Raw genomic sequence first — 22,675 nt, 5'->3', positions numbered from 1 at the left:
CATGCACGCAGAACTACCCGCCTACGCCGAACTGCATTGCCTGTCGGCCTTCAGTTTCCAGCGCGGTGCGTCCACCGCCGATGAACTGTTCGCGCGCGCCGCCAGCCAGGGCTACCACGCCCTGGCAATCACCGACGAATGTTCGCTGGCCGGCATCGTCCGCGCCTGGCAGGCAGCCAAGGCGCATGGCGTGGCGCTGATCGTCGGCGCCGAATTGCAGATCGAGGACGGGCCGAAGATCGCCCTGCTGTGCACCAACCAGGATGCCTACGCCGGCCTGTGCCAGCTGATCACCACCTGCCGCCGGCGCGCTGGCAAGGGTGAGTACCGCTGCCTGGCCGATGATCTGCACGGCCTGCCCGACGGCCTGCTGTGCCTGTGGCTGGACCGCCAGCCCGATGCCAGCCACCTGCAGCCGCTGCGCACCGGCTTCGGCGACCGCCTGTGGCTGGCAGTGGAACTGCACCACGAACACGACGACGCGCGCCGCCTGCAGCAGCTGCAGGCCTTCGGCGAACGCCACGCGCTGCCCCTGGTGGCCAGCGGCGATGTGCACATGCACGTGCGCCGTCGCCGCGCCCTGCAGGACACCCTCACCGCCATCCGCCACCGCTGCAGCGTGGCCGAAGCCGGCTGGCGCCTGTTTCCCAACGGTGAACGCCACCTGCGCCCACGCACGTCACTGGCCCAGCTGTACCCGCCCGCACTGCTGGCCGAAACCCTGCACATCGCCGCGCGCTGCCACTTCAGCCTGGACCAGCTCAAATACACCTACCCGCGCGAACTGGTGCCGGCCGGGCACACCCCGGACAGCTGGTTGCGCGCCCTGGTGGAACAAGGCATTCCCGAGCGCTGGAAAGACGGCATCCAGCCGGCCCAGCGCCAGCAGATCGAACACGAACTGGAACTGATCGCCAAGAAGAACTACGCCTCGTATTTCCTTACCGTGCAGGACATCGTGCGCTTCGCCCGCAGCCAGCAGATCCTCTGCCAGGGCCGCGGTTCGGCGGCCAATTCGGCGGTGTGCTTCGTGCTGGGCGTCACCGAGATCGACCCGGCGCGCAGCAACCTGCTGTTTGAGCGCTTCATTTCCGAAGAACGCGATGAACCACCGGACATCGACATCGATTTCGAGCACGAGCGCCGCGAGGAAGTGCTGCAGTACGTGTTCAAGCGCTATGGCCGCGAACGCGCCGCACTGACCGCCGTGGCGATCAGCTACCGCGGCCGCAGTGCCATCCGCGATGTGGCCCGCGCGCTGGGCCTGCCGATGGACCAGGTGAACGAGCTGGGCGCGGCCATGGACCACTGGGGGGGCCACATACCGCTGCCCGATACCCTGCGCGAACGCGGCTTCGACCCGGACACACCGCTGATGCGGCGGCTGCTGTCGCTCACCGCCGAGCTGATCGATTTTCCGCGCCACCTGTCGCAGCACCCAGGCGGTTTCGTGATCTCCGAACATCCGCTGTCCACCCTGGTGCCGGTGGAAAACGCGGCCATGGCCGATCGCACCGTCATCCAGTGGGACAAGGACGACCTGGACGCCACCGGCCTGATGAAGGTCGACTGCCTGGCGCTGGGCATGCTCACCGCCATCCGCAAGTGCCTGGCCCTGCTGCAGCAGCACGGGCTGCACAGCGGCCGCATGGATGCGGTGCCCGCCAAGGACAGCGCGACCTACGACATGATCTGCGCCGCCGACACCATCGGCGTGTTCCAGATCGAATCGCGCGCGCAGATGGCCATGCTGCCGCGCATGCAGCCACGCACGTTCTACGACCTGGTGATCGAAGTAGCCATCGTGCGTCCCGGGCCGATCCAGGGCGACATGGTGCACCCCTACCTGGAACGCCGCCGGATCCTGCGCGAACAAGGGCCCGATGCGCTGAACGACCCGGCCAACCCGCTCTATCCACCGCAGCTGGAACGCGTGTTCGCCCGCACCCTGGGCGTGCCGCTGTTCCAGGAACAGGTGATGCAGCTGGCGGTGGAAGCGGCCGGCTACACCCCCGGCGAGGCCGATGCGCTGCGCCGTTCGATGGCCGCCTGGAAGCGCCGCGGCGGGCTGGAACCGCACCGGGAAAAACTGCTGGCCGGCATGCTGCGCAATGGCTTCAGCCGCGAGTACGGCGAACATCTGTTCGAGCAGATCAAGGGCTTCGGCAATTACGGTTTCCCGGAAAGCCACGCCGCCAGTTTCGCCCTGCTGACCTATGTCAGTTGCTGGTTGAAGTGCCACCACCCGGCCGCGTTCACCGCCAGCCTGATCAACAGCCAGCCGCTGGGCTTCTACAGCCCCGACCAGCTGCTGCAGGATGCACGCCGGCATGGCATCGCGGTGCTGCCGGTGGATGTGCGCCACAGCCACTGGGACTGCACGCTCGATTTCAGCAAGGGCGCCGCCGCCCTGCGCCTGGGTCTGCGCCTGGTCGATGGTTGCAGCGAACAGGCGGTGCAGGCGCTGGTCCGCGAACGCGCGCGGCGTCCGTTCGACGATGTGGGTGATCTGTGCCAGCGTGTGGCGCTCGATCGCCGCCAGCAGGGCCTGCTGGCCGATGCCGGTGCGCTGCGCGGCCTCAGTGGCCATCGCCACCGCGCACGCTGGGACGTCTCCGGCGTGGAGAACCGCCTGCCACTGTTCGACCCGGCCCGCGCCACCGGCGAAGCACGCGTGCCGCTGCCGCTGCCCAGCGCCTGGGACGACATGCAGGCCGACTACCGCAGTACCGGCACCACGCTGGGCCGCCACCCGCTGTCGTTCCTGCGCGCGCAGCTGCGCAGCCGCGGCTGCCTGGATGCTGCACAACTGGCCGCGCACGAGCATGGCCGCCGCGTGCGCATCGCCGGTCTGGTGCGCATGCGGCAGCGGCCGCAGACCGCCAGCGGGGTCACGTTTCTTACCCTGGAAGATGAGACCGGCATGGTCAACGCCGTGGTCTGGCGCCACGTGGCCGACCGCCAGCACCGCATCCTGGTCGATACCCAGCTGATGCAGATCGACGGCCGGCTGGAACGCGTGGATGGCGTGCAGCACGTCATCGTGCAACGCATGCTGGGCCTGGACGACCTGCTGCAGGGCCTGCGCAGCCACAGCCGCGATTTCCATTGAAGGGTCATTGATGTGTCGGGTCGACTGTCGGTAGAGTCGACTGTCGGTAGAGTCGACTGCCGGTAGAGTCGACTGTCGGTAGAGTCGACTGTCAGTCGACTAGCGCGCCAGCGCGGAATTGCTGCACGCCGTTCCAAGGGCAGTCGACTAACAGTCGACTCTACCCAGTCGGCTCTACCCATCCGCTTTTGCATCCGCTATCGTCGCCACATCCAAGGAAGGACTACACGATGGCCCGTGCGTTGCTGTTTACCACCCTGGGGGTATCCACCCTCGCCCTGCTGACCTCAGGCTGGACGGCCTGGAACCTGCACAGAAGCCAGTCGCCCGAACGCGTGATCCATGCACGGGGCCTGGTCGTCCACGATGCCAACGGCCAGGCACGCGTCATCGTCGGCGCGCCGGTACCCGACCCGACCAGCAAAGGGCGCACCCAGGGCCCGCGCGCCGCGGCACTGTCTGGCGTGATCCTGCTCGGCCCTGACGGCTCGGAACGCGGCGGCTACGGCACCAGTGACCGTGGCGGCGAAGCGCTGCTCACCCTGGACGATGCCAGCGGCACCACCGAAGTGTTCAAGGTGGTGGCCAATCCCGACCGCGGGGCTTCACTGATGGTGCGCCACCAGAACAACACCGGCGCCATGCTCACCTCCTGGCAGGGCAAGCCGGAACTGCTGTTCCTGGACGACAGCGGCCAGACCTACTACGTGCGACCCGGGGTCAACGCCGCGCCGTGAACCGGGACCTGACGGCCCGGCATTAATGCAAACGATTCTCTTTTGCGGTAAGGTGCGGGCGCTGCCCTTGCCGCCGCGGGCCGTTCCTGTCCCGCTCTCCGCACTCCGTCCGTGCCTGTCCAAGCGCTTCCCTCATTGCCCTCGCCCCTGCCATCGGACCGCCCGGTGCAGGCCGGTGCACGCGAGCGCCGCACGCACTGGATGGCGGTGGCGATCACCATCAGCCTGCATCTGCTGCCGGTGCTGGCGCTGCTGCACTGGACAACGTCCACACTGCAACCCACACCCCCAGCGGAAGAGGTGCGCATCAGCCTGCGCCTGTTGCCGCCCACCGCACCGCCACAGCCGCTGGAAGAACTGAACGCCGAACGCCCCAGCCAGGCGCAGCAACCGCGTGCCCCGCAGCCGCGTCCGTTGTCACCGCCCCCGCCCACCCGCGCACCGCAGGGAACCCTGGCGTCCGGTGAGGGGCACACCGCAGATGCGCAGCCACTGCCGGTACCGGCGCTGATCCTGCCGGCCAGCGACGCCGCCCCGGCACAGGCCTCGATCACTGCAGCGCCGCCGACACCCGACGCACCACCGGCACCCCAGTTGGCCGGCGCCCACAGCGACAGCTGGGAAGCACGGTTGATGGCGCGCCTGGAGCGCCACCGCTATTTCCCCAGCGCCGCCCGCGCGCGCCGTCAGCAGGGCACTGCCTGGGTGCGGGCCAGCGTCGACCGCAACGGACGGCTGCGCGCGCTGCTGCTGGAACGCAGCAGCGGCGAACCCATGCTGGACGAAGCCGCCCTGCAGACCTTCCGCCGCGCGCAGCCCTTGCCGCGCATTCCCGACGATCTGCCGGCGCCGCAGGAACGCGTGGTACCGGTGGAGTACTACCTGCGCTGACGCCGCTCAGGTCCACGCCGGGTCGGCGGTGAAATCGATCGTCAGCCAGAACATGCCGCCGCGTGCGTCCAGGCGCACCGCAATCTCATCGCGCATGGCATCCACCTCGCCCACCGTGCCCAACGGCGTGGCCGCGTCGGTCAGCACATGGATCTCGATGAAGCGCATGCGGCCCATCTTCGCCACATGGCTGGTGAAACCGGCATAGCCCCGCTCGCGCACGAAATCCTGCATCACCTGCTGCACGCGCTGGTCCAGGTCATCGGGCGCCACCTGCAGTACCTCGCGCAACGCCTTGAACGCCGCCCGCGTGGGCACCGGCAGCACCGCCACGCTGATCAGCAGCAGCACGATCGAATCCAGGTACGGCACCCAGTACTGCCACGGCCCGTCCTGCAGGGCCAAGGCCAACAGGAAGGCCAGCACCACGGCCAGTGCCATCAACCCGCCCAACAGCCAAGCGCGCACATCCAGCCACAGCAAGGGCGAGCGCAGGCGCCGCGCCTGCCCGGCCACGAACGCGGCCATGCCCAGGTTGGTCGCACTGATCAGAGCGGCCCACCACAGCGCCGGTCCGAACTTCACCACATGCCCGCCGGTGGTCAGTCCGATCACCGCGTTGGCCAGCGCATACACGCAGGCCAGCGACAGGATCACCCCGCCCAGCGCTTCCACCATCGGTTCCAGGTGCCAATAGCCGTACTGGAAGCGCGGGCTCTGCTCCCGCGCCACCAGCCGCAGCACCGACAGCGACACCAGGGTCAGGGCCACGTCCACCAGGCTGTAGATGCCATCGAACAGGATGGCCTGCGATCCCACCAACAGGCCACCCAGGAAGCCGGCCGCACTGACCGCCACGGTCATCCCGATCGACAGCAGCAGGATGCGTTGCTCGCGGGCGGTATCCATGCAGCACCGAAGGGCCGACCGTTACGGTCAGGCCTTCAGCACCTCCACCCGGTAACTGATGCCTTCCTCGTCGTGCTCGATGATCAGCCCATGCACGTCCGACTCGAAACCGGGGAAGCGCGCGTTCTGTTCGCGGGCAATGCGCAGCGACTGGATGATCGGCTCGTCGCTGGCGCCGAAGCGTTCGCCCGGCATGATGGTGGGAATACCCGGCGGGTACGGCACCAGCATGGTGGCGGCGATACGACCGCTGAGCTGCTCGATATCGACGCGTTCGATCTCGCCCTTCACCAGGTGATTGTAGGCATCGGCCGGGGTCATCACCGGCGTTGGCAGGTCCACGTACATCTCGCGCATCACCTTGGCCACGGCGAATTCCTGGTTGAACGCATGCAGCGCATCGCACAGATCGCGCAGGCCCCAGCCGGCATAGGCCACCGGATAATCGGCGGCCAGCGTCGGCAGCGCCTGGTTCAGCGGCGCGTTGCGATCGTACAGTTCCTTGAACGCCATCAGCTCGGTCACCAGGGTGCTCCACTTGCCCTTGGTGATGCCCATCGAGAACAGGAACAGCACCGAGTACAGGTTGGTTTTTTCCACGGTGATGCCGCGGCCCCACAGGAACTTGCTCAGCACTGCCGCCGGAATGCCCAGCCTGCCCATGCTGCCATCCATCGACAGGCCGGGGGTGAGCAGGGTCACCTTGATCGGGTCGATCAGCACATAGTCGTCCACCAGCCCGTCGAAGCCGTGCCAGTGCGCGTCCGGCTGCAGGTACCATTCCTCGCGCTTGGCCACCAGCGGTGCCGGCGTATCGCCCTTGTCCAGGCTGCGCTCCACCTTCGTCGGCTGCCACACGCTGAACCACCAGTCGTCACGCCCCAGGTCATCGCGCACGTGCAGCATGGCGCGGCGGAAGGCGATGGCTTCGTCATGCATTTCCTGCACCAGCGAGCGTCCGGCTTCGCCCTCCATCATCTTCGAGGCGACATCGCACGCAGCGATCACCCCGTAATGCGGGCTGGTGGAGGTGTGCATCATGAACGATTCGTTGAAGCGCTCGGCGTCCAGGTCACGGCTGGCCGAGTTGCGCACGTGAATCATCGAGGCCTGTGAGAACGCGGCCAGCAGCTTGTGGGTCGAATGCGTGGTGAAGATGATCGCGTCCTGCTCGCGCGGCTTGCCCTTGGCCATGCCGTAGTGGTTTTCGTAGAAGGGATGGAACGCCGCGTAGGCATACCAGGCTTCGTCGAAGTGCAGGAAGTCCACCGCACTGCCGATCTCCTCGGCAATCTTTTCGGCGTTGTAGCACAGGCCGTCGTAGGTGGAATTGGTGACCACCGCGATGCGCGGCTTCGAGCCGGCCTGGTAGGCCTGGCTGGCCAGCGGGTTGTCGGCAATGCGTTGCTGCAGCGCTTCGGGAGTGAACTGGTCCAGGCTGATCGGCCCGATGATGCCGTGCGCGTTGCGGCTGGGGGTGAAGTAGACCGGCACACCGCCGGTCATGATCAGTGCGTGCAGCAGCGATTTGTGGCAATTGCGGTCCACGAACACCACGTCGCCGCGCGCCACCGTGCCGTGCCAGACGATCTTGTTGGCGGTGGAGGTGCCGTTGGTCACGAAGAAGGTGTGGTCGGCGCCGAAGTTGCGCGCGGCCTCGTCCTCGGCATCCTTGATCGGGCCGGTGTGGTCCAGCAGCGAGCCCAGTTCCGGCACCGAGATCGACAGATCGCTGCGCAGGGTGTTCTCGCCGTAGAACTGGTGGAACGCACGCCCCACTGGCGATTTGGTGAAGGCCACGCCACCGGCATGGCCCGGGGTATGCCACGAATAGTTCGATTCGGCCGCATGGTGGATCAACGCCTTGAAGAACGGCGGCAGCAGGTTGTGCATGTAGTCTTCGGCCGCGCGCATCACCTGGCGGGCGACGAAGTTCTTGGTGTCCTCAAACAGGAAGATGAAACCGTGGATGTACTTGAGCAGCTTGCTGGGCACCTTCTCGATGGTGCGCCGCTCACCGTACAGGAACACCGGCAGATTGGCCCGGCGCGCGCTCTGTTCGCGCAGGAAGGCCGCCAGGCGCTGGAACTCGCCCTCGCCCTCCTCGCTGCCGTCGATCGAAATCAGTACGGCTGACGCCGCCACGTAGGTGCGGGCACCGGCGCGGGCATCATCCAGGTTCAGGCCGCACAGCACGCGCTGGCCGTTGCCGCGCAGTTCTTCCACCAGCGCGCGGATCAGGATGCCGCCGATGCGCGGCGACTCGTAATCACCATCGATGACGATGACCGGGTAATCCAGGGACTTGAAGTACACGTTGATTCTCCTTGTCGAACTCAGGAACGCTGGGCGCCGCCGGACAACGCGGCCGCCTCACGGGTGCGCTGCCGCTGCTGGCGGCGCTCCTCGCTGAAGAAGGGATAGAACACGGTGATGAACAGCACGAACAGGAAGGCGTACTGCACGATGGTTCCCGACGAGCCGTAGATCGCCCACAGGCAATACACCACCGTCAGGCTGGTCAACGCCCAGAACGCACCGGTGTGCACGATGGTGTGCGAGCGCTCCACCACGAAATAGCAGGCCACGCAGGAATAGATGTACGGCAGCAGGGTCAGCACCACCGCCGCCGAGGTGATCACATCGAACTGTGCCGAGGCGGTTTCCGAGGTGGAGGTGACCAGCACGGCCAGGGTCATCAGCACCGCCACGATCAGCACGCCCTTCACCGGCACGTCGTCCTTGTTGGTCTTGCTGAAGATGCTCGGGAACAGCCCGTCATCGGAAGCCGCCTTGGCGCTCTGCGCGGTCAGCAGGATCCAGCCGCCCAACGAACCGGCGGCACCGATGAAGGCACACAGGCTGACCAGGCCGCCGCCCCAGCCGCCCACCGCCTTGGCGGCAGCCAGCGCGAACGGCGCATCGGAATTCTGCAGCTCGGCATTGGGCACCATGCCCATGATCACCGACGAACTGGCGATATAAGCCACCGCCGCCAGGAACACGCCGGCCAGGGTGGCGCGGGCCACGTTCTTTTCCGGGTTTTCCACCACGCCGGCGGTCACCGACGCCGATTCCACACCGATGAACGCCCACAGGGTCAGTGCCGCCGCACTGGAAATGGCGCCGAAGTTCGATTCACCCGATACGTTGTAGGCACCCTTGAAGATGTCCGCATCGAAGAAGAACCAGCCGAAGATCGCGATGCCCAGGATCGGCACCAGCGCGAAACTGGTGGTGACCGTCTGCACCTTGGTCACGAACGCCGGACCGATCACGTTGGCGAAACTGAGTGCCCAGACCAGCGCCAGCACGGCGATGCAGCGCACCAGCGGCTCGGACAGGATCGGGAAGAAGTAACTGAAATAGCCCACCGCCGCGATCGGAATGGCCACGTTGCCGATCCAGTTGGCAAACCAGTAGATGGTGTTGGTCTGGAAGCCCATGTACGGCCCGAACCAGTCACGCGCATAGGCATACGGGCCGCCCGCCTTGGGCGCCAGCTTGCCCAGCTTGGCGAACACGAAAGCCAGCAGCAGCGCCCCGGCGGTGGTGATCAACCAACCCCAGATCGAGGCGGTACCGATCTTGGCCAGGCTCGATGGCAACAGGAACACCCCTGAGCCCATCATGTTGCCGGCCACGAGGAAGGTGGCACCGACCACCCCGATCTTCTTTGTTTCTGCCATGACACTCTCCTGAACCTGGCATGGGCCCGGCAACACCGGGCATGGGGACGGAAAACGCGGGCGTACCGCCGCTGGCGTCTACTTGATGAAGTTGTATTGCAGGCTGCCCTGCACCCGGACCGTGTCGCCGCGCGCGCCGCTCTGCTGTTCCAGGCGGCCATACAGCAGCTCCATGCCCATCGTCCACGACGGTGCCGGGCTCCAGATCAGGTTGAACACGCCGTAGCGGCTTTCGCGGAACGCATCGGCGGGCAGCGCCGCATTGCGCTCCAGCGTCAGCTGTCCGTAGATCAGGTTCGAACGCCACAGTTCGGACCAGTAATGGGTGTAGCCGACGAAACCGCCGTGCACGTCCAGCGCGCGCAGGCGTCCATCGGCACCGACCACCGCATCCAGGCCGGAACCGGTCAGGTCGGCGGTGTAGCGGCTCAACCCGCGCCCGCCCAGTGCACCGAACAGCAGCAGGTCACGCTCGCCCACCGCCGCCGAACCACTCAACTGCAGGCCGCCAGCCATGCGTCGGTCGCGTTCGCCGTCACCGTCGTAGGCCAGGCTGCGCGCCACCGCACCCAGTTGCAGGTGGCCCCAGTCGCGCTCCACGCGCGCGGCCACGGTCACATCCGGCAGCCGGTTGGCGGCAATCACGCTGTCATTGGCTCCGGCCAGCTCGGTGTCCGGGTCTTCAGCTGCCAGCGTCAGCGTGGCGCCCTTGCCGAGCGCGAAACTGTGATGGATGCCGGCCACCAGCAGGTAGCCCGCACCACCGGGGCCGGCGAAATCCAGTGTGTCGGGCAGGCTGTCGGCGTCCATGAAGCTGGAATAGCCGTAACCGGCATAGGTGTTGCCCAGCTGCCCGTAGGCATGGCGCAGCCGGAACTGATAGCCGTCGCTGCTGCCGAAGAAGTCGTTTTCCAGATAGAAGCGCAGGTTGCCGTGCGTGGTCGGCCGCCGCGCCTCGAAACTGAAACGGGTCTGCTTGGCGTGCAGGTTGAAGTTGGACACATCGCGATGGTTGCCGCCGACGGGCATCGACGAAGGAATGAACTGGTCCTCGTCACCGGCCGCACGTGAATCGGCAATGGCATCGAGCTTGGCGTAGCCGCCGATGCGGATCACCGTGTCGGTGCCGGGAATGGCGAAGAAACCCTTCAGGTCCGGATCGGTCGGCCCGGCCGCACTGTCGGGGCGCGAGGCCGCCGTCGAGGGATCGGACACCGAATCACGCTGCGGCAGCACCGGCTGCGCGACGCCCGGCACCTGGGTGGGGTGAAGTCCTGCCCCTGCGCCGACCACTGCGGGCGAGGCCGGCTCGGGCCTGGGCAGTGCTGCCGGCGGCGGCGGCGGCGGCGCAGCGACTGCGGCACTGCCCTCGCGCTGCTCCAGCCGGTCCAGGCGCTGTTGCAGGCGCTCCAGCGTCTGCCGCACGCCGTCGATCTCGCGCCGCAGCGCCTGTGCATCATCGGCCGCACCTTCCTGTGCCTGGGCAGGTGCTGCTGCCAGCACCGCCGCACACGCCACACTCAGTACCGCAACGCGCATTGCATTCTCCCCAAACGAACGATCGCGGGGCGCTGCCGGCGTGCGCATGCGCGCTGCCGGGTGCACACCCCGCCGCTACTGGAAATGCAGGTACTGCGTTGACGAGCGCTGACAGCCTGCCGATTGCAGGCAACAGGACGATGACACTGCCCTGCGGCTGTCGACGTCTTCGCCGCTGCGACCGCGCTGCCGAAGAGGTAGCGGTCGCAGCGGTCTGGGTAACAAGCGCGCGGTGAGAGTGTCGTGAATGGCACGTCGCGGCGCTGCGTTTTCAGCCAGCGGCCGGACCGTGCGACATGCGCTGGCGTGCGGAATTTCATGCACACCAGCGTAGTCAGCGTGTCGCTTTTGGCCTTGATTGCGATCAAGGCAGAAGTCTTGAACCAGGTCACGCTTCATCGGTGACACCGGCAAGGCGGCTGCGCAAGCTGCGAAGCGCCAATGTCGCAGAATGCGACAGTACTACCGACGTGTGCCGACCCCGTCGGCACACGCCCCTGCGCGATCAGCGCGGGCCCAGCACCGTCTGCAGATCGGCACCCTGCGGCATGCCCGAGCGGCGCTGCACCTGACCCTGCGCATCCTGGAACAGGATGCCCGGCGTGCCCTGGAAGCCCAGCTTGATCATCAGTTCCTGGTTGGCATTGAGCTTGCCCGCCAGTTCAGGACTGATGGTGGCGACCGGCTTGATGCCGCCCTGCTCGAACTGGTGCTCGTTCTGCAGCAGTGCCGCAGTGGGGTCGCGTGCGGACAGGATCGCCGCCGCCTTGGCCGGGCTGTCCTCGCGGATGACCCCCACCAGCACGTGGCGCAACTGCACCTTGCCGGTGTCGACCCACGGCCGTGCCGCTTCCCAGAACTTGTGGCAGTAGGGGCAGTTGGCATCGCTGAAGGTGTAGACCACGCGCGGCGCGTCGGCCTTGCCATCACGCACCCAGGCGCTGCCTTCCAGATCCTTCCAGATGGCCGCCGACATCGGGCCGGACACCAGCTTTTCCACCGTGTCGGCGGCCACTTCATTGCCTTCGGCATCGAACAGGCTGCCGACCAGCACGTTCTTGCCGTCGGCCGTCACGTAAGCGGCGGCCGGCTGCTGGCCATTGACCACACCCGCAAAGCCGCGCAGGCCACCCGGCGCATCGAACTCGGCCATCACCTGGAAGCCGTGCTTCTCGATGCCCTTCAACACCGCCGGGCGATCGCCCTTGGCGGCCGCGGCAGCCGCCGGCTGGGCGTCCGTCTTGCCCGGCGGGGTCTGCGCCTGGCTGCAGGCGGCCAGGGCCAACAGGGCTGGCAGGATCAGGGCCTTGTGCGCAAAGCGCGGGGAAATGGACAGCATGGAAACTCCGAAATGAAATGCCGGGGCAGGCTACCGCAGCCGGCGCAGTTTGTGTTCAAGACCGGCGGCCGTCAGTTCGCCTACGTGCAGTTCCTGCAGACGCCCCTGCGCATCGAAGAACAGGGTGGCCGGATACGCCTGTACGCCCAGCACCGCCGACGTCTCAGACGCTTCGTCCAGCAGCACGTTGTCCAGCGAAAGCGTGGCGCTGGACAGGAATGCCTGCACGTCGTCGGCGGTTTCGCCCTGGTTGGCGAAGGCGAACTGGATCTGTGGATGGGCCTGTTGTGCCTGGGCCAATACCGGCATTTCGCGGCGGCAGGGGCCGCACCAGGTCGCCCACAGATTCAGCACCAGCGGGCGCCCCTGAAACTGCTGCAGTGGCCGCGCCTGCCCTTGCAGGTCCACGGTCTGTACGGCGGGCAGAGGCATGTGCGTGCCCTGCCACTGCGACAGCGCCAGGCCACCGGCGGCCCACAGCAGTACACCCACCCCCGCGCTGCAGAGCACGGACAGCCGCAGCGACGGGTGCCGGCGCATCGCCCACAGGCCCCAGCCGGCGCCCGATACCAGCGCCACAGGGAGCGAGTAGCCACCGTCGGCAATCTGCAGCACGGACCACGGCGCCTGCCGATACAGCTCGAAATGCGCAACGATGAAGGCCACCCGGCCGCACAGCAGGCCCACCAGCAGCATGTCCAGCACCATTCCCGCGGCCGACGGTTTCGCAGCAGCGATACCGGCACGCGGCCACAGCCGCGCCAGCGCCATGGCCGCCAACAGCGCCAGCAGAATCACGATCACCGGCATGGGTACCGGCCCTACACTCGACATACGCGTTTCAATCCACGACAGCACACTGCATGTTCAAAGCCGCCCGCTGCAAAGGCAAGGGGCGGCCCGGCGTCACCTCACGCCGCGTCCCGCCGCATCTGCAGCTCCGGCGAGGGCCGCAGCCCACGCACGGTGGCGGTGGCCGCTGCGACTGCCGCGCGCTCCCGTCGCTTGTTGCAGCTCACGTGGCGGCGATAGTTGGCCGGCGTCATGCCGATGATGCGCAGGAACAGGCGCCGGAACGCGCTCTGATCGGCGTATCCCACGCCCCAGGCGACCTCATCGATGCTGGCCCCCTGTTGCAGCATGGCCTGTGCCTTGGCAATGCGCAGCCGCTGGCAGTACTCGATCGGCCGCAGCCCGGTGGCCTTCAGGAAGCGGCGCTGCAGCGTGCGCGGCTCCAGCCCGGACATTTCACAAATGCTGGTCAGCGTGGCGCCCCGTGCCGCCGTGGTATGCAGCCACCGCTGCGCCTTCAATACGTCGCGGTCACCGTGGGCGAAATTGGCGCTGAAACGTTCCAGGTCCTGCTGGATCGCCACCGGCACGGTGATGCCCAGCTGCGCGGCCACCTCGCTGGCCACCCCCTGCCCGTGCAGGCGGTACAGCAGCCGCAGGCCCATGTAGCGCCACGCCTGCGGGCCACCGACGGTCAGCACATCGCCATCGTCCACCAGCGCCCGTTCACTGGGCGCCCAGCTGGAAGGCTGCCCCTGCAGGCCCGGGTAGCGGCTCAGATCGGGCCCCGACACGGTACGCCCGGCCAGCAGCCCGGCGCGCGCCAGCACGCCCACGCCATCGCCGGCCGCCGCCAGCAGGCTGCCGCCGTCGTAATGTGCCCGCAGCCAGTCCAGCAGGACATCTTCGGCACGCAGTGCCGCCCCGGAGCTGACCAGGGTCGGCAACGCGATCACCGCAGGAATGGCCGCGTCCAGCATGTCCGCGCCCGCCAGCCGGTGCACACCGGTATGGCTGGCCGGCACGATCCAGCGGGTGATCAGCACCCTCGGGTAGGCGCGTTTCTTCTGCTGCGCCAGGCGATTGGCAACATGCGCCATCTCGGCCAGGACAGACGCCGCCGAGGGATCACCACCCGGGTACTCCACCACTGCAACTTCCACGAATCCTTCGCTATTGAGTGCGTCCACAGCCCTTCCTCCGTTCGTTCAGGCCATCCAGCGGCCGGTACAAGCGAAGGGTAGAAACGGCCCCGGAGGCGGGGCTATGAAGAAAGTTGCAAATGTCCATGAATGCGGACCGCCGGACAGCAACCCTTGACTCTGGACCAGACTCAAAGGTTCACAATGGCGCCAGATCCAGACAGGAGTGCGCCATGAACATCGGGCAACTGGCACGCCAGGCGGGCGTGCCGATCGATACCGTCCGCTACTACGAGCGACAGCACCTGCTGCCAACCGCAGCACGGTCCGCCGGTGGCTACCGCATCTTCGGCGAGCAGGACCTGCGTCGCCTGCGCTTCATCCGGCGCGCCAAGGCGCTGGGCTTCAGCCTGGAGGAGATTGCCGAACTGCTGGCGCTGAGCGACCGCCACGCCCAGGACATGGGCAGCGTGCGCGACACCGCCCGGGCGCGCCTGGCCGACATCGAACAGCGCATGGCCGAACTGCAGCGCATGCAGGCGGCACTGTCGCAACTGGTGGACGCCTGCCCCGGCCACGGCGCACTGGAACAGTGCCCGATCCTGGCCGCCCTGACCGAGGACAACGCATGAACAGCCCCCACTCCGGGCACGCGCACGGCCCGCTGCAGAACGCCCCCGCGGCCAAGAGCGGCTGCTGCGGTGGCACGAAGAAAACGGCCAACACGGTGAAGGATCTGGTCTGCGGCATGGATGTCGATCCGGCCACCACCGCGCACCATGCCCATCATCAGGGCAAGGACTACCACTTCTGCAGCGGCGGTTGCCGCCAGAAATTCGTGGCCGATCCCCAGCGCTATCTGGACCCCGCCTCGCACGTCGCCCCGGACGTGCCGGCCGGCACGCTGTACACCTGCCCCATGGACCCGCAGATCGTGCAGGAAGGCCCAGGCACGTGCCCGATCTGCGGCATGGCACTGGAACCGATGATGCCCAGCCTGGACGAAGGCGAGAACCCGGAGCTGACCGATTTCCGCCGCCGCTTCTGGGTGTCGCTGCCCTTGAGCGCGGCAACCATGGCGCTGGCCATGCTGGCGATGACGCCGCTGCTGCATGCACTTTCACCCACCCTGCGGGTGTGGATCGAGGGCGCACTGGCCACCCCGGTGGTGCTGTGGGCCGGTTGGCCGTTCCTGCAGCGCTGGGCGCAGTCGATCGCCAACCGCAGCCCGAACATGTGGACCCTGATCGGCACGGGCGTGATTGCCGCCTACGGTTACAGCGTGGTGGCCACCGTCGCCCCGGGCCTGTTCCCGCCCTCGTTCCAGCAGCATGGGCACGTGGGTGTGTACTTCGAAGCGGCGGCGGTGATCATTTCGCTCACCCTGCTCGGCCAGTTGATGGAACTGCGTGCCCGCGCCCGCACCTCGGCGGCGATCAAGGCGCTGTTGGGGCTGGCACCGAAGACTGCACGACGCATCGACGCCGACGGCAGCGAACACGACGTGGAGCTGGCCGCCGTGAAGGCCGGCGACCGCCTGCGGGTGCGTCCCGGTGAAAAGGTGCCCGTGGATGGCCGCGTGCTGGAAGGTCGTTCCACGCTGGACGAATCGATGCTCACCGGCGAACCGGTGCCGGTCAGCAAACTGGCCGGCGACAGCGTGATCGGCGCCACGATGAACGGCTCGGGGGCGCTGGTGATACAAGCCGAGCGTGTGGGCGACGACAGCATGCTGGCGCAGATCGTGCAACTGGTGGCACAGGCGCAGCGCTCGCGCGCGCCGATGCAGCGCATGGCGGACAAAGTCGCCTATTGGTTCGTGCTGGCGGTGCTGGCGGTGGCCGCATTGACGCTGTTCGGCTGGGGGCTGTTCGACCCGCAGCCGTCGTGGACCCACGGCGTGCTGAGTGCCGTGGCCGTGCTGATCATCGCCTGCCCCTGCGCACTGGGCCTGGCCACACCGATGTCGATCATGGTGGCCACCGGTCGCGCCGCCCAGCACGGCGTGCTGTTCCGCGACGCGGAGGCCATCGAGGCGCTGGTGAAGGTCGATACGCTGGTGGTGGACAAGACCGGCACGCTGACCGAAGGCCACCCGGCATTCGACGCGGTGCATGGCACCGGCGACCACGCGCCCGACCAGGTACTGCAGTGGGCCGCCAGCCTCGACCAGGGCAGCGAACATCCACTGGCTGCCGCGATCGTGGCCGAGGCCCGCGCGCGCGCCGTAACGCTGCTGCCTGTACAGGACTTCGATTCGATCACCGGGCTGGGCGTGCGCGGCAGCGTGGACGGCCGACAGCTGTGGCTTGGCAACACCGCGCTGATGGACGCCCAGGGCATCGACGTTTCCGCGTTGCAGCGCATCGCAGACGACCTGCGCCGGCGCGGCGCCAGTGTGATGTACCTGGCCGCTGACGGCCGACTGGCCGGACTGCTGTCGGTGGCCGATCCGATCAAGAGCACCACCGCCGAAGCGATCGCGGCACTGCGCAAGGACGGCCTGCGCATCATCATGGCCAGCGGCGATGGGGTGCTGACGGCACAGGCCGTGGCCAGCACGCTGGGCCTGGATGAAGTGCATGGTGAAACGCGGCCGGCCGACAAGGCGGCGCTGATCGAGCGTCTGCAGGCGCAGGGCCGCACCGTGGCCATGGCCGGCGATGGCATCAACGACGCACCCGCCCTGGCCAGCGCCAATGTCGGCATTGCCATGGGGACGGGCACCGATGTGGCCATGTCCAGTGCACAGATCACGCTGGTGAAGGGCGATCTTCGCGGCATCCTGCGTGCGCGCCAGTTGTCGCGTGCGGCCGTGCGCAACATGCGGCAGAACCTCGGCTTCGCCTTCCTCTACAACGGCCTCGGCATTCCGGTGGCGGCCGGCGTGCTGGTGCCCTGGGGCATTTCCCTGTCGCCGATGCTGGCAGCGGTGGCGATGAGCCTGAGTTCGGTTTCGGTGATCAGCAACGCGCTGCGCCTGCGCGCACAGCGTCTGCCGGGTGGCTGACACGGGCGTCGCAGACAACGTGAAGAAAAGTGCAACAAACGCTTGCCAACCCCCCGGGGCACAGCTATTATTTCGCTCCTCAGCGACGTGGGGCCATAGCTCAGCTGGGAGAGCGCCTGCATGGCATGCAGGAGGTCAGCGGTTCGATCCCGCTTGGCTCCACCAAACTTTCGGCATTAGGCCGTCGAAAGGTCGCAAAGAACATTGATGAGATCTGCGTCCCCATCGTCTAGAGGCCTAGGACATCACCCTTTCACGGTGGCGACCGGGGTTCGAATCCCCGTGGGGACGCCAACTCATCATGAACAACGAGGACCCGGCCGATAACCGGGTCTTTTTTGTTCACCGCCCACCGGCGTTCAGGTTGTGGCGTTGCGGATCCCCTGCCCTCGTGGCCTGGTGGAACCCCAACGAAGAAAGCGAAAAAAAAGCTTCCACAAAGGTGAATACGTTGGTAAGATAGGCGGCTCGGTAACACGGGGCCATAGCTCAGCTGGGAGAGCGCCTGCATGGCATGCAGGAGGTCAGCGGTTCGATCCCGCTTGGCTCCACCACTTTCGACATTAGGCCGTCGAAGGTTCTACAACTTGAAGTTTTTCGTGCGTCCCCATCGTCTAGAGGCCTAGGACATCACCCTTTCACGGTGGCGACCGGGGTTCGAATCCCCGTGGGGACGCCAGTTTCAAAACGGACTCTGCTCCCGGCAGATCATCCGGAGTTTCATTGGGGCCATAGCTCAGCTGGGAGAGCGCCTGCATGGCATGCAGGAGGTCAGCGGTTCGATCCCGCTTGGCTCCACCACTTCGACATTAGGCCGTCGAGGTTCTACAACTTGAAGTTTTCGTGCGTCCCCATCGTCTAGAGGCCTAGGACATCACCCTTTCACGGTGGCGACCGGGGTTCGAATCCCCGTGGGGACGCCAATTCTTTGAAAAACCCGGCTTCGGCCGGTTTTTTTTTGCCTGCGATCCTGGCGGGTGCATCCACGCATGGCGTGGATCTACCGGAGTGGTCCGGCATGCGTGGATGAATGCCTCGCCGCCCTGCATTCAAAACCGCCGGTACATGCCAATCGAAGCCGGCGCGGTGGGCGCGAATCCGAACTGCGCGTACAGCCGATGCGCCTCACCATCGGCCAGCAGGCTCACATACGCTGACGGCGGCAGGTTGGCCCGCATCCACGCATCCAGCCGTGCCATCACCTGCTTGCCCAGCCCCTGCCCCTGCAGGCGCGGCAGCACCGCGATGTCGCATACCTGCAGATGGCAGCCGCCGTCACCGACGATCCGGCCCATCGCCACCAGTTCGCTGCCCTGGTAGGCGCACACCCCGAACACGGTGTTGGGCAACGCACGCTGTGCCGCCTCGGCGGTCTTGGCACTCAGCCCGGCCAGGGCCCGCAACTGGCAGTAGTCCTCCACCGTCGGCACCGCTTCACGGAACAGGCAGTTGCTTGCAGCATTCATACACGTTCTCCCGGATTGTCCGGCTATCCTGCCGCACTCCCGTCGCAACTGCTGCGACCCCCACCGGCCACGCCCGCATGTGCTATTCCGCCCTGATCCGCGCCGACTACGCCAAGCTTGTGCGTGAATACGGCGCCGTGCTGTCGCTGGAAGAATTTGCCGAACTGTACGCACATGATCCCGGCAAGAAGCGGCCCAGGACCCCCAAGGCCATGGACGATGGTTTTGCCGGCGCACGCACCGAACAGGGTCGCGACATCGTGGCGAAGATCCAGCAGTGGCACGCCGAAGAACAGCAGGCGCTGCAGGCGGAGCTGGCCAGACAGAGCGAGCGCCGCGACATTGCCGCCGCCACACTGGCCACCCGGCCCACGCAGAAGGCGCGCAACGACCTGCGCGTGGCCGGCAACCGCATCGAGCGCGCACAGGCGCGCCTGGACGACCTGCACCGCGTGCAGTTGCTGCCGCGCGACAACCGCATTTTCCCCGGCACCTATGCGCCGGTCATGGTCAGCGAGAACGGCCAGCGGGTGATCAAGCCAATGCGCTACCAATGCCGCCTGCCCGACAAGCCCGCGCGCAACGATGTGCTCTATCCGGGCACCTACAATGCGCGCCGCGACAGTCTGGAAGGTTACTGGCGTGGTGCGTTCGGCCTTCGCCACGGCGTGGTGATGGTGCGCGCGTTCTACGAGCACGTGCCGCGCCATGCGATCGCCGGGCGACAGCTGGACACCGATGAAAAGGAACAGGACGTGGTGCTGGAATTCCGCCCCGACCCGCCGCGCGACCTGCTGCTGGCCTGCCTGTGGGCCGAATGGGAGGGGCCGGAAGGTCGGCTGCTATCGTTTGCCACCATCACCGATGCGCCGCCCAGCGACGTCGCCGCCGCCGGACACGACCGCGGGGTGGTGCCGATCAGGCCCGAACATCTGGACCAGTGGCTCAATCCGGATCCGGATCAACTGGGGCTTCAGTACGCGATCCTGGACGACCGCGAGGACATCCACTACGTGTACGAAGAGGCCGCCTGACTGGATCGCCCGACCGCACGCTGCAGCGCGCTGCACAGATCGGCCGACAGATAGGGCTTGACCAGCAGCACCGCCGTTGTCATCGATGCCGGCAGTTGCGCGGCGCTCATGCCGGTGGCCAGCACGAACGGCACACCGGCCTCGACCAGCGCCGCCGCCACCGGCTCACTGGTTTCGTTGCGGGCCAGGCGGTAATCCAGCAGCACCACGTCCGGCTTCTGCGCCGCCAACAGACGCAGCGCCTCGGCCACCGAAGCGGCCACACCGACCACGTCGGCGCCGAACTGCTCCAGTTGCATCTGCAGCAGCGAAGCGCTCATTTCGTCGTTCTCGACCACCAGCACCCGCAGGTCCTGCAACGCTGACATGGGCTCTTGCTCCGGCACGTGTTAAGCCGCTGCAGTATAGCCATCACAGTGCCGTTACCGACAAATTACGGGGGAATCGTCTCAGTTCCCGGCGCCCTCTATGAACAGCCGTCGGGCTCGGTTACACTAGCCCGCTGCTGCCGGTGTGGCGGAATGGTATACGCAGCTGACTCAAAATCAGCCGGGGGTGACCCCATGAAGGTTCGAGTCCTTTCACCGGCACCAACGCATCAAAGGCCAGGTCACCGACCTGGCCTTTGGCGTTTCAGGCCCCTGGCGCGCTCACACCACCCGCAGCACCGGCGCATGCCCGGCCGGCCCATGCCCTGCCCCGGCCTCGACCCGGAACCCGGCCACGGTGTGCAGCAGATGTGCCGACTGCTCTTCCATGCTGCGCGCCGCAGCGGACGCCTCTTCCACCAGCGCAGCGTTCTGCTGCGTGCCCTGGTCGATCAGGTCCACGGCCTGGTTCATCTGCTGGATGTCGTCGCTCTGCTGCTGCGCCGCGCTGCTGATGTCGGCCATCAGATCGCTCACCCGGCGCACGTCGCGCACGATCTCGTCCATGGTGCGCCCGGCGCTTTCCACCTGGGCGGTACCGGCGCCGACATTGGCCACCGATTCGTCGATCAACCGCTTGATCTCCTTGGCCGCACTGGCCGAGCGCTGTGACAGCTCACGGATCTCGGTGGCCACCACGGCAAAGCCACGCCCATGCTCACCGGCGCGCGCGGCTTCGACCGCGGCGTTCAGGGCCAGAATGTTGGTCTGGAAGGCGATGCCGTCGATCACCCCGATGATGTCGACGATGCGCCGCGACGACGCATTGATGACGGCCATCGTGGACACCACCTCATGCACCACGCTGCCACCGCGCGCAGCCACTTCGGCCGCGCCGCCGGCCAGCGTGCTGGCCTGGCGGGCATTGCCGGCGGTGCGCTGCACGGTGTCGGCCAGGCCCTTCATCGAAACAGCCGTTTCCTCCAGCGATGCGGCCTGCTGTTCGGTGCGCTGCGACAGATCGCTGTTGCCCAGCGCAATCTCGCTGGCACCCACCGCGATGGTGTCGGCGGCGAACTTGATCTGGCCGATGATGCCGGCCATGGTCTCCACCAGCGCGTTCACGCCCTCGCACAGCTCGGCCACCGGGCCACGCTTGCCATCCAGCGGAATGCGCCCGGTCAGATCGCCCAGCTTGGCGGCCGCCACCACTTCGCGGGTCTGCGCCACCGCCTCCTGCATGGCCTGGCTCTCGTGCATCTGCGCGGTGATATCGGTGGCGTATTTCACGACCTTCAGCGGCCGCCCGTTCACATCCAGGATCGGGTTGTAGCTGGCCTGGATCCACACCTCGCGGCCGTTCTTGCCCAGCCGCCGGTACTGGCCCGCATCGTATTCGCCGCGCCCCAGCTTTTCCCAGAACTGCTTGTAGGCAGGGCTGGCGCGGTACTCCGGTTCAACGAACAGCGAATGGTGCTGCCCCTTCACCTCGTCCAGCGTGTAGCCGGTGGCGGCCAGGAAGTTCGCGTTCGCGGCCAGGATGCGCCCGTCCATGCTGAACTCGATGACCGCCTGTGACTTGTCGATCGCGGCCAGCTGCCCGGCCAGCTCGGCGGCCTGCTGCTTCTGCGCGGTGATGTCGGTGGCGAACTTCACCACCTTCACCGGCCGCCCGTGGCGATCCAGCACCGGGTTGTAGGAGGCCTGGATCCAGATCTCGCGGCCGCCCTTGCCGAAGCGGCGGTACTGGCCGGCGTCGAACTCACCCTGCCCCAGGCGTGCCCAGAACGCGCGGTACTCGGCGCTGCGGGCCTGGTCGGGATCGACGAACAGGGAGTGGTGCTTGCCCCGGATCTCATCCAGGGTGTAGCCCACCGCCTGCAGGAAGTTGTCGTTGGCCTGCAGGATGGTGCCGTCCAGCGCGAACTCGATGACCGCCTGCACCCGGTGCAGCGCCACCACCTGTGCGGCCATGTCGGCGCGCTCGCGCTCGGCCGCCGTCTCGGTCGCGGCATTGCCGCCCTGGCCGGCCAGGCGCCCCTGCAGGGCGCGCCAGAAAGACCAACGGGACGGTGTGTCTGCCGGCGCCTGCGCGCCCGCGGTGAAGCCTGGCATGAGCATGGTCTGTTCCTTGGTTTCCGTGAGCGGTGCGACCCATGGGCGGAATACCCACGGGAACATCGATTGCCTGGAACCTGCAGACACCTGGGGGGCGGCGTCACTCGAGCGATGGCGCGGAGCGGCAGCAAGCGCCTCCGGCAAGGGAGGCAGTCTGGATATCGGCCGCCATTGCCGGGCCTTGAGGACTTTTTTGCGGCGTCGGTTCAGCCTCGGCGCCAGATTGCCCAGCGCAGCACGGCCACGGCCAGCACCGACGGCAGGTAGCCCACCGCGCCCACCAGCGCCATCAGGGCGGCGTTCACCCACGGCCCGCCCCCACCCAGTATCCAGCTGGTGTGCTGCAGGATGTACAGGGCGAACGGCAGCACCAGCAGCGGCGCCAACCTCAGCAACTGCCAGGGCCACCGCGCCGGGCCGATGAAGCCAATGAGCGTGCCCAGCAGGGCACCGATCATCGCGATGGGGATGGCTGCTTCCATACACATGCTTCCTTCTTGAACGGCAGTAGCGTCGGGCTGGCTCGACT

Annotated in this window: 17 protein-coding genes and 7 tRNA genes; 13 read left to right on the top strand and 11 right to left on the bottom strand. The window is 67.0% G+C overall.

Features of this window, described 5'->3' with window-relative positions; translation table 11 throughout:
- Position 1: 1 nt before the first annotated feature.
- The 3 genes from AC06FA_RS18595 to AC06FA_RS18585 all read left to right on the top strand — a co-directional run bounded on the left by AC06FA_RS18595 (position 2) and on the right by AC06FA_RS18585 (position 4,740).
- Positions 2-3,112, top strand: coding sequence for an error-prone DNA polymerase (locus tag AC06FA_RS18595; RefSeq protein WP_478069569.1), 3,111 nt, complete (start codon positions 2-4; stop codon positions 3,110-3,112).
- A 230-nt stretch (positions 3,113-3,342) separates the two neighbouring features.
- Positions 3,343-3,849, top strand: a complete 507-nt coding sequence (locus AC06FA_RS18590; RefSeq protein ID WP_478069568.1) for a hypothetical protein — start codon at positions 3,343-3,345, stop codon at positions 3,847-3,849.
- A gap of 135 nt (positions 3,850-3,984) precedes the next feature.
- A complete protein-coding gene (locus AC06FA_RS18585) occupies positions 3,985-4,740 on the top strand; it encodes an energy transducer TonB family protein (RefSeq protein WP_478069567.1) in 756 nt (251 codons plus the stop codon).
- A gap of 6 nt (positions 4,741-4,746) precedes the next feature.
- Here AC06FA_RS18585 and AC06FA_RS18580 read toward each other — a convergent pair whose 3' ends face one another.
- From AC06FA_RS18580 to AC06FA_RS18550, 7 genes are all read right to left on the bottom strand, one after another.
- Positions 4,747-5,649 carry a cation diffusion facilitator family transporter gene (locus tag AC06FA_RS18580; RefSeq protein WP_478069566.1) on the bottom strand — a complete coding sequence of 301 codons (903 nt, stop codon included), beginning with the start codon at positions 5,647-5,649 and terminating at the stop codon, positions 4,747-4,749.
- A gap of 27 nt (positions 5,650-5,676) precedes the next feature.
- A complete protein-coding gene (locus AC06FA_RS18575; protein ID WP_478069565.1) occupies positions 5,677-7,965 on the bottom strand; it encodes an Orn/Lys/Arg family decarboxylase in 2,289 nt (762 codons plus the stop codon).
- Between the two features lie 20 nt (positions 7,966-7,985).
- Entirely contained in the window at positions 7,986-9,338 is a 1,353-nt protein-coding gene (adiC, locus tag AC06FA_RS18570; protein WP_478069564.1) for an arginine/agmatine antiporter, read from the bottom strand.
- Between the two features lie 78 nt (positions 9,339-9,416).
- Positions 9,417-10,877, bottom strand: a complete 1,461-nt coding sequence (locus tag AC06FA_RS18565; RefSeq protein ID WP_478069563.1) for a DcaP family trimeric outer membrane transporter — start codon at positions 10,875-10,877, stop codon at positions 9,417-9,419.
- A 505-nt stretch (positions 10,878-11,382) separates the two neighbouring features.
- Positions 11,383-12,216 (bottom strand): thiol:disulfide interchange protein DsbG, encoded by an 834-nt coding sequence (dsbG, locus tag AC06FA_RS18560; protein ID WP_478069562.1) that lies wholly within the window; start codon positions 12,214-12,216, stop codon positions 11,383-11,385.
- Between the two features lie 30 nt (positions 12,217-12,246).
- Complete coding sequence (locus AC06FA_RS18555; protein WP_478069561.1) at positions 12,247-13,050, bottom strand: TlpA family protein disulfide reductase; 804 nt, start codon at positions 13,048-13,050, stop codon at positions 12,247-12,249.
- 77 nt (positions 13,051-13,127) lie between these two features.
- Complete coding sequence (locus tag AC06FA_RS18550; RefSeq protein ID WP_478069595.1) at positions 13,128-14,108, bottom strand: GlxA family transcriptional regulator; 981 nt, start codon at positions 14,106-14,108, stop codon at positions 13,128-13,130.
- A gap of 275 nt (positions 14,109-14,383) precedes the next feature.
- Here AC06FA_RS18550 and AC06FA_RS18545 point away from each other — a divergent pair, with 275 nt between their 5' ends.
- From AC06FA_RS18545 to AC06FA_RS18510, 8 genes are all read left to right on the top strand, one after another.
- A complete protein-coding gene (locus tag AC06FA_RS18545; protein WP_312710391.1) occupies positions 14,384-14,782 on the top strand; it encodes a heavy metal-responsive transcriptional regulator in 399 nt (132 codons plus the stop codon).
- On the top strand, positions 14,779-17,160 hold the full coding sequence (locus tag AC06FA_RS18540; RefSeq protein ID WP_478069560.1) for a heavy metal translocating P-type ATPase: 2,382 nt from the start codon (positions 14,779-14,781) through the stop codon (positions 17,158-17,160). The genes AC06FA_RS18545 and AC06FA_RS18540 overlap by 4 nt, the downstream gene beginning before the upstream one ends.
- Positions 17,161-17,249: 89 nt before the next feature.
- Positions 17,250-17,325, top strand: a tRNA-Ala gene (locus AC06FA_RS18535).
- Positions 17,326-17,378: 53 nt separating this feature from the next.
- Positions 17,379-17,454, top strand: a tRNA-Glu gene (locus AC06FA_RS18530).
- A gap of 184 nt (positions 17,455-17,638) precedes the next feature.
- Positions 17,639-17,714 (top strand) — tRNA-Ala (locus tag AC06FA_RS18525).
- A 49-nt stretch (positions 17,715-17,763) separates the two neighbouring features.
- Positions 17,764-17,839: transfer RNA gene (locus AC06FA_RS18520), tRNA-Glu, on the top strand.
- Between the two features lie 46 nt (positions 17,840-17,885).
- A tRNA-Ala gene (locus AC06FA_RS18515) sits at positions 17,886-17,961 on the top strand.
- 46 nt (positions 17,962-18,007) lie between these two features.
- Positions 18,008-18,083, top strand: a tRNA-Glu gene (locus tag AC06FA_RS18510).
- 126 nt (positions 18,084-18,209) lie between these two features.
- On the opposite strand, the gene AC06FA_RS18505 is transcribed toward AC06FA_RS18510, so the two are convergent.
- Complete coding sequence (locus AC06FA_RS18505; protein ID WP_478069559.1) at positions 18,210-18,626, bottom strand: GNAT family N-acetyltransferase; 417 nt, start codon at positions 18,624-18,626, stop codon at positions 18,210-18,212.
- Positions 18,627-18,703: 77 nt separating this feature from the next.
- Here AC06FA_RS18505 and AC06FA_RS18500 point away from each other — a divergent pair, with 77 nt between their 5' ends.
- Positions 18,704-19,660, top strand: a complete 957-nt coding sequence (locus AC06FA_RS18500; protein WP_478069558.1) for an SOS response-associated peptidase family protein — start codon at positions 18,704-18,706, stop codon at positions 19,658-19,660.
- Here AC06FA_RS18500 and AC06FA_RS18495 read toward each other — a convergent pair.
- Entirely contained in the window at positions 19,636-20,028 is a 393-nt protein-coding gene (locus AC06FA_RS18495) for a response regulator (protein WP_478069557.1), read from the bottom strand. The two genes, AC06FA_RS18500 and AC06FA_RS18495, sit on opposite strands and share 25 nt — an antisense overlap.
- A 139-nt stretch (positions 20,029-20,167) precedes the next feature.
- Here AC06FA_RS18495 and AC06FA_RS18490 point away from each other — a divergent pair.
- Positions 20,168-20,253 (top strand) — tRNA-Leu (locus AC06FA_RS18490).
- Positions 20,254-20,310: 57 nt separating this feature from the next.
- On the opposite strand, the gene AC06FA_RS18485 is transcribed toward AC06FA_RS18490, so the two are convergent.
- Both AC06FA_RS18485 and AC06FA_RS18480 read right to left on the bottom strand, forming a co-directional pair.
- Entirely contained in the window at positions 20,311-22,149 is a 1,839-nt protein-coding gene (locus AC06FA_RS18485) for a methyl-accepting chemotaxis protein (RefSeq protein WP_478069556.1), read from the bottom strand.
- A gap of 203 nt (positions 22,150-22,352) precedes the next feature.
- Entirely contained in the window at positions 22,353-22,628 is a 276-nt protein-coding gene (locus tag AC06FA_RS18480) for a hypothetical protein (RefSeq protein WP_478069555.1), read from the bottom strand.
- Positions 22,629-22,675: the final 47 nt, after the last annotated feature.

Source organism: Stenotrophomonas sp. Steno-C17, assembly GCF_056393165.1.
Note: the sequence above shows the minus strand (reverse complement) of the source record. Positions and strands in the feature narration are given on the sequence as shown.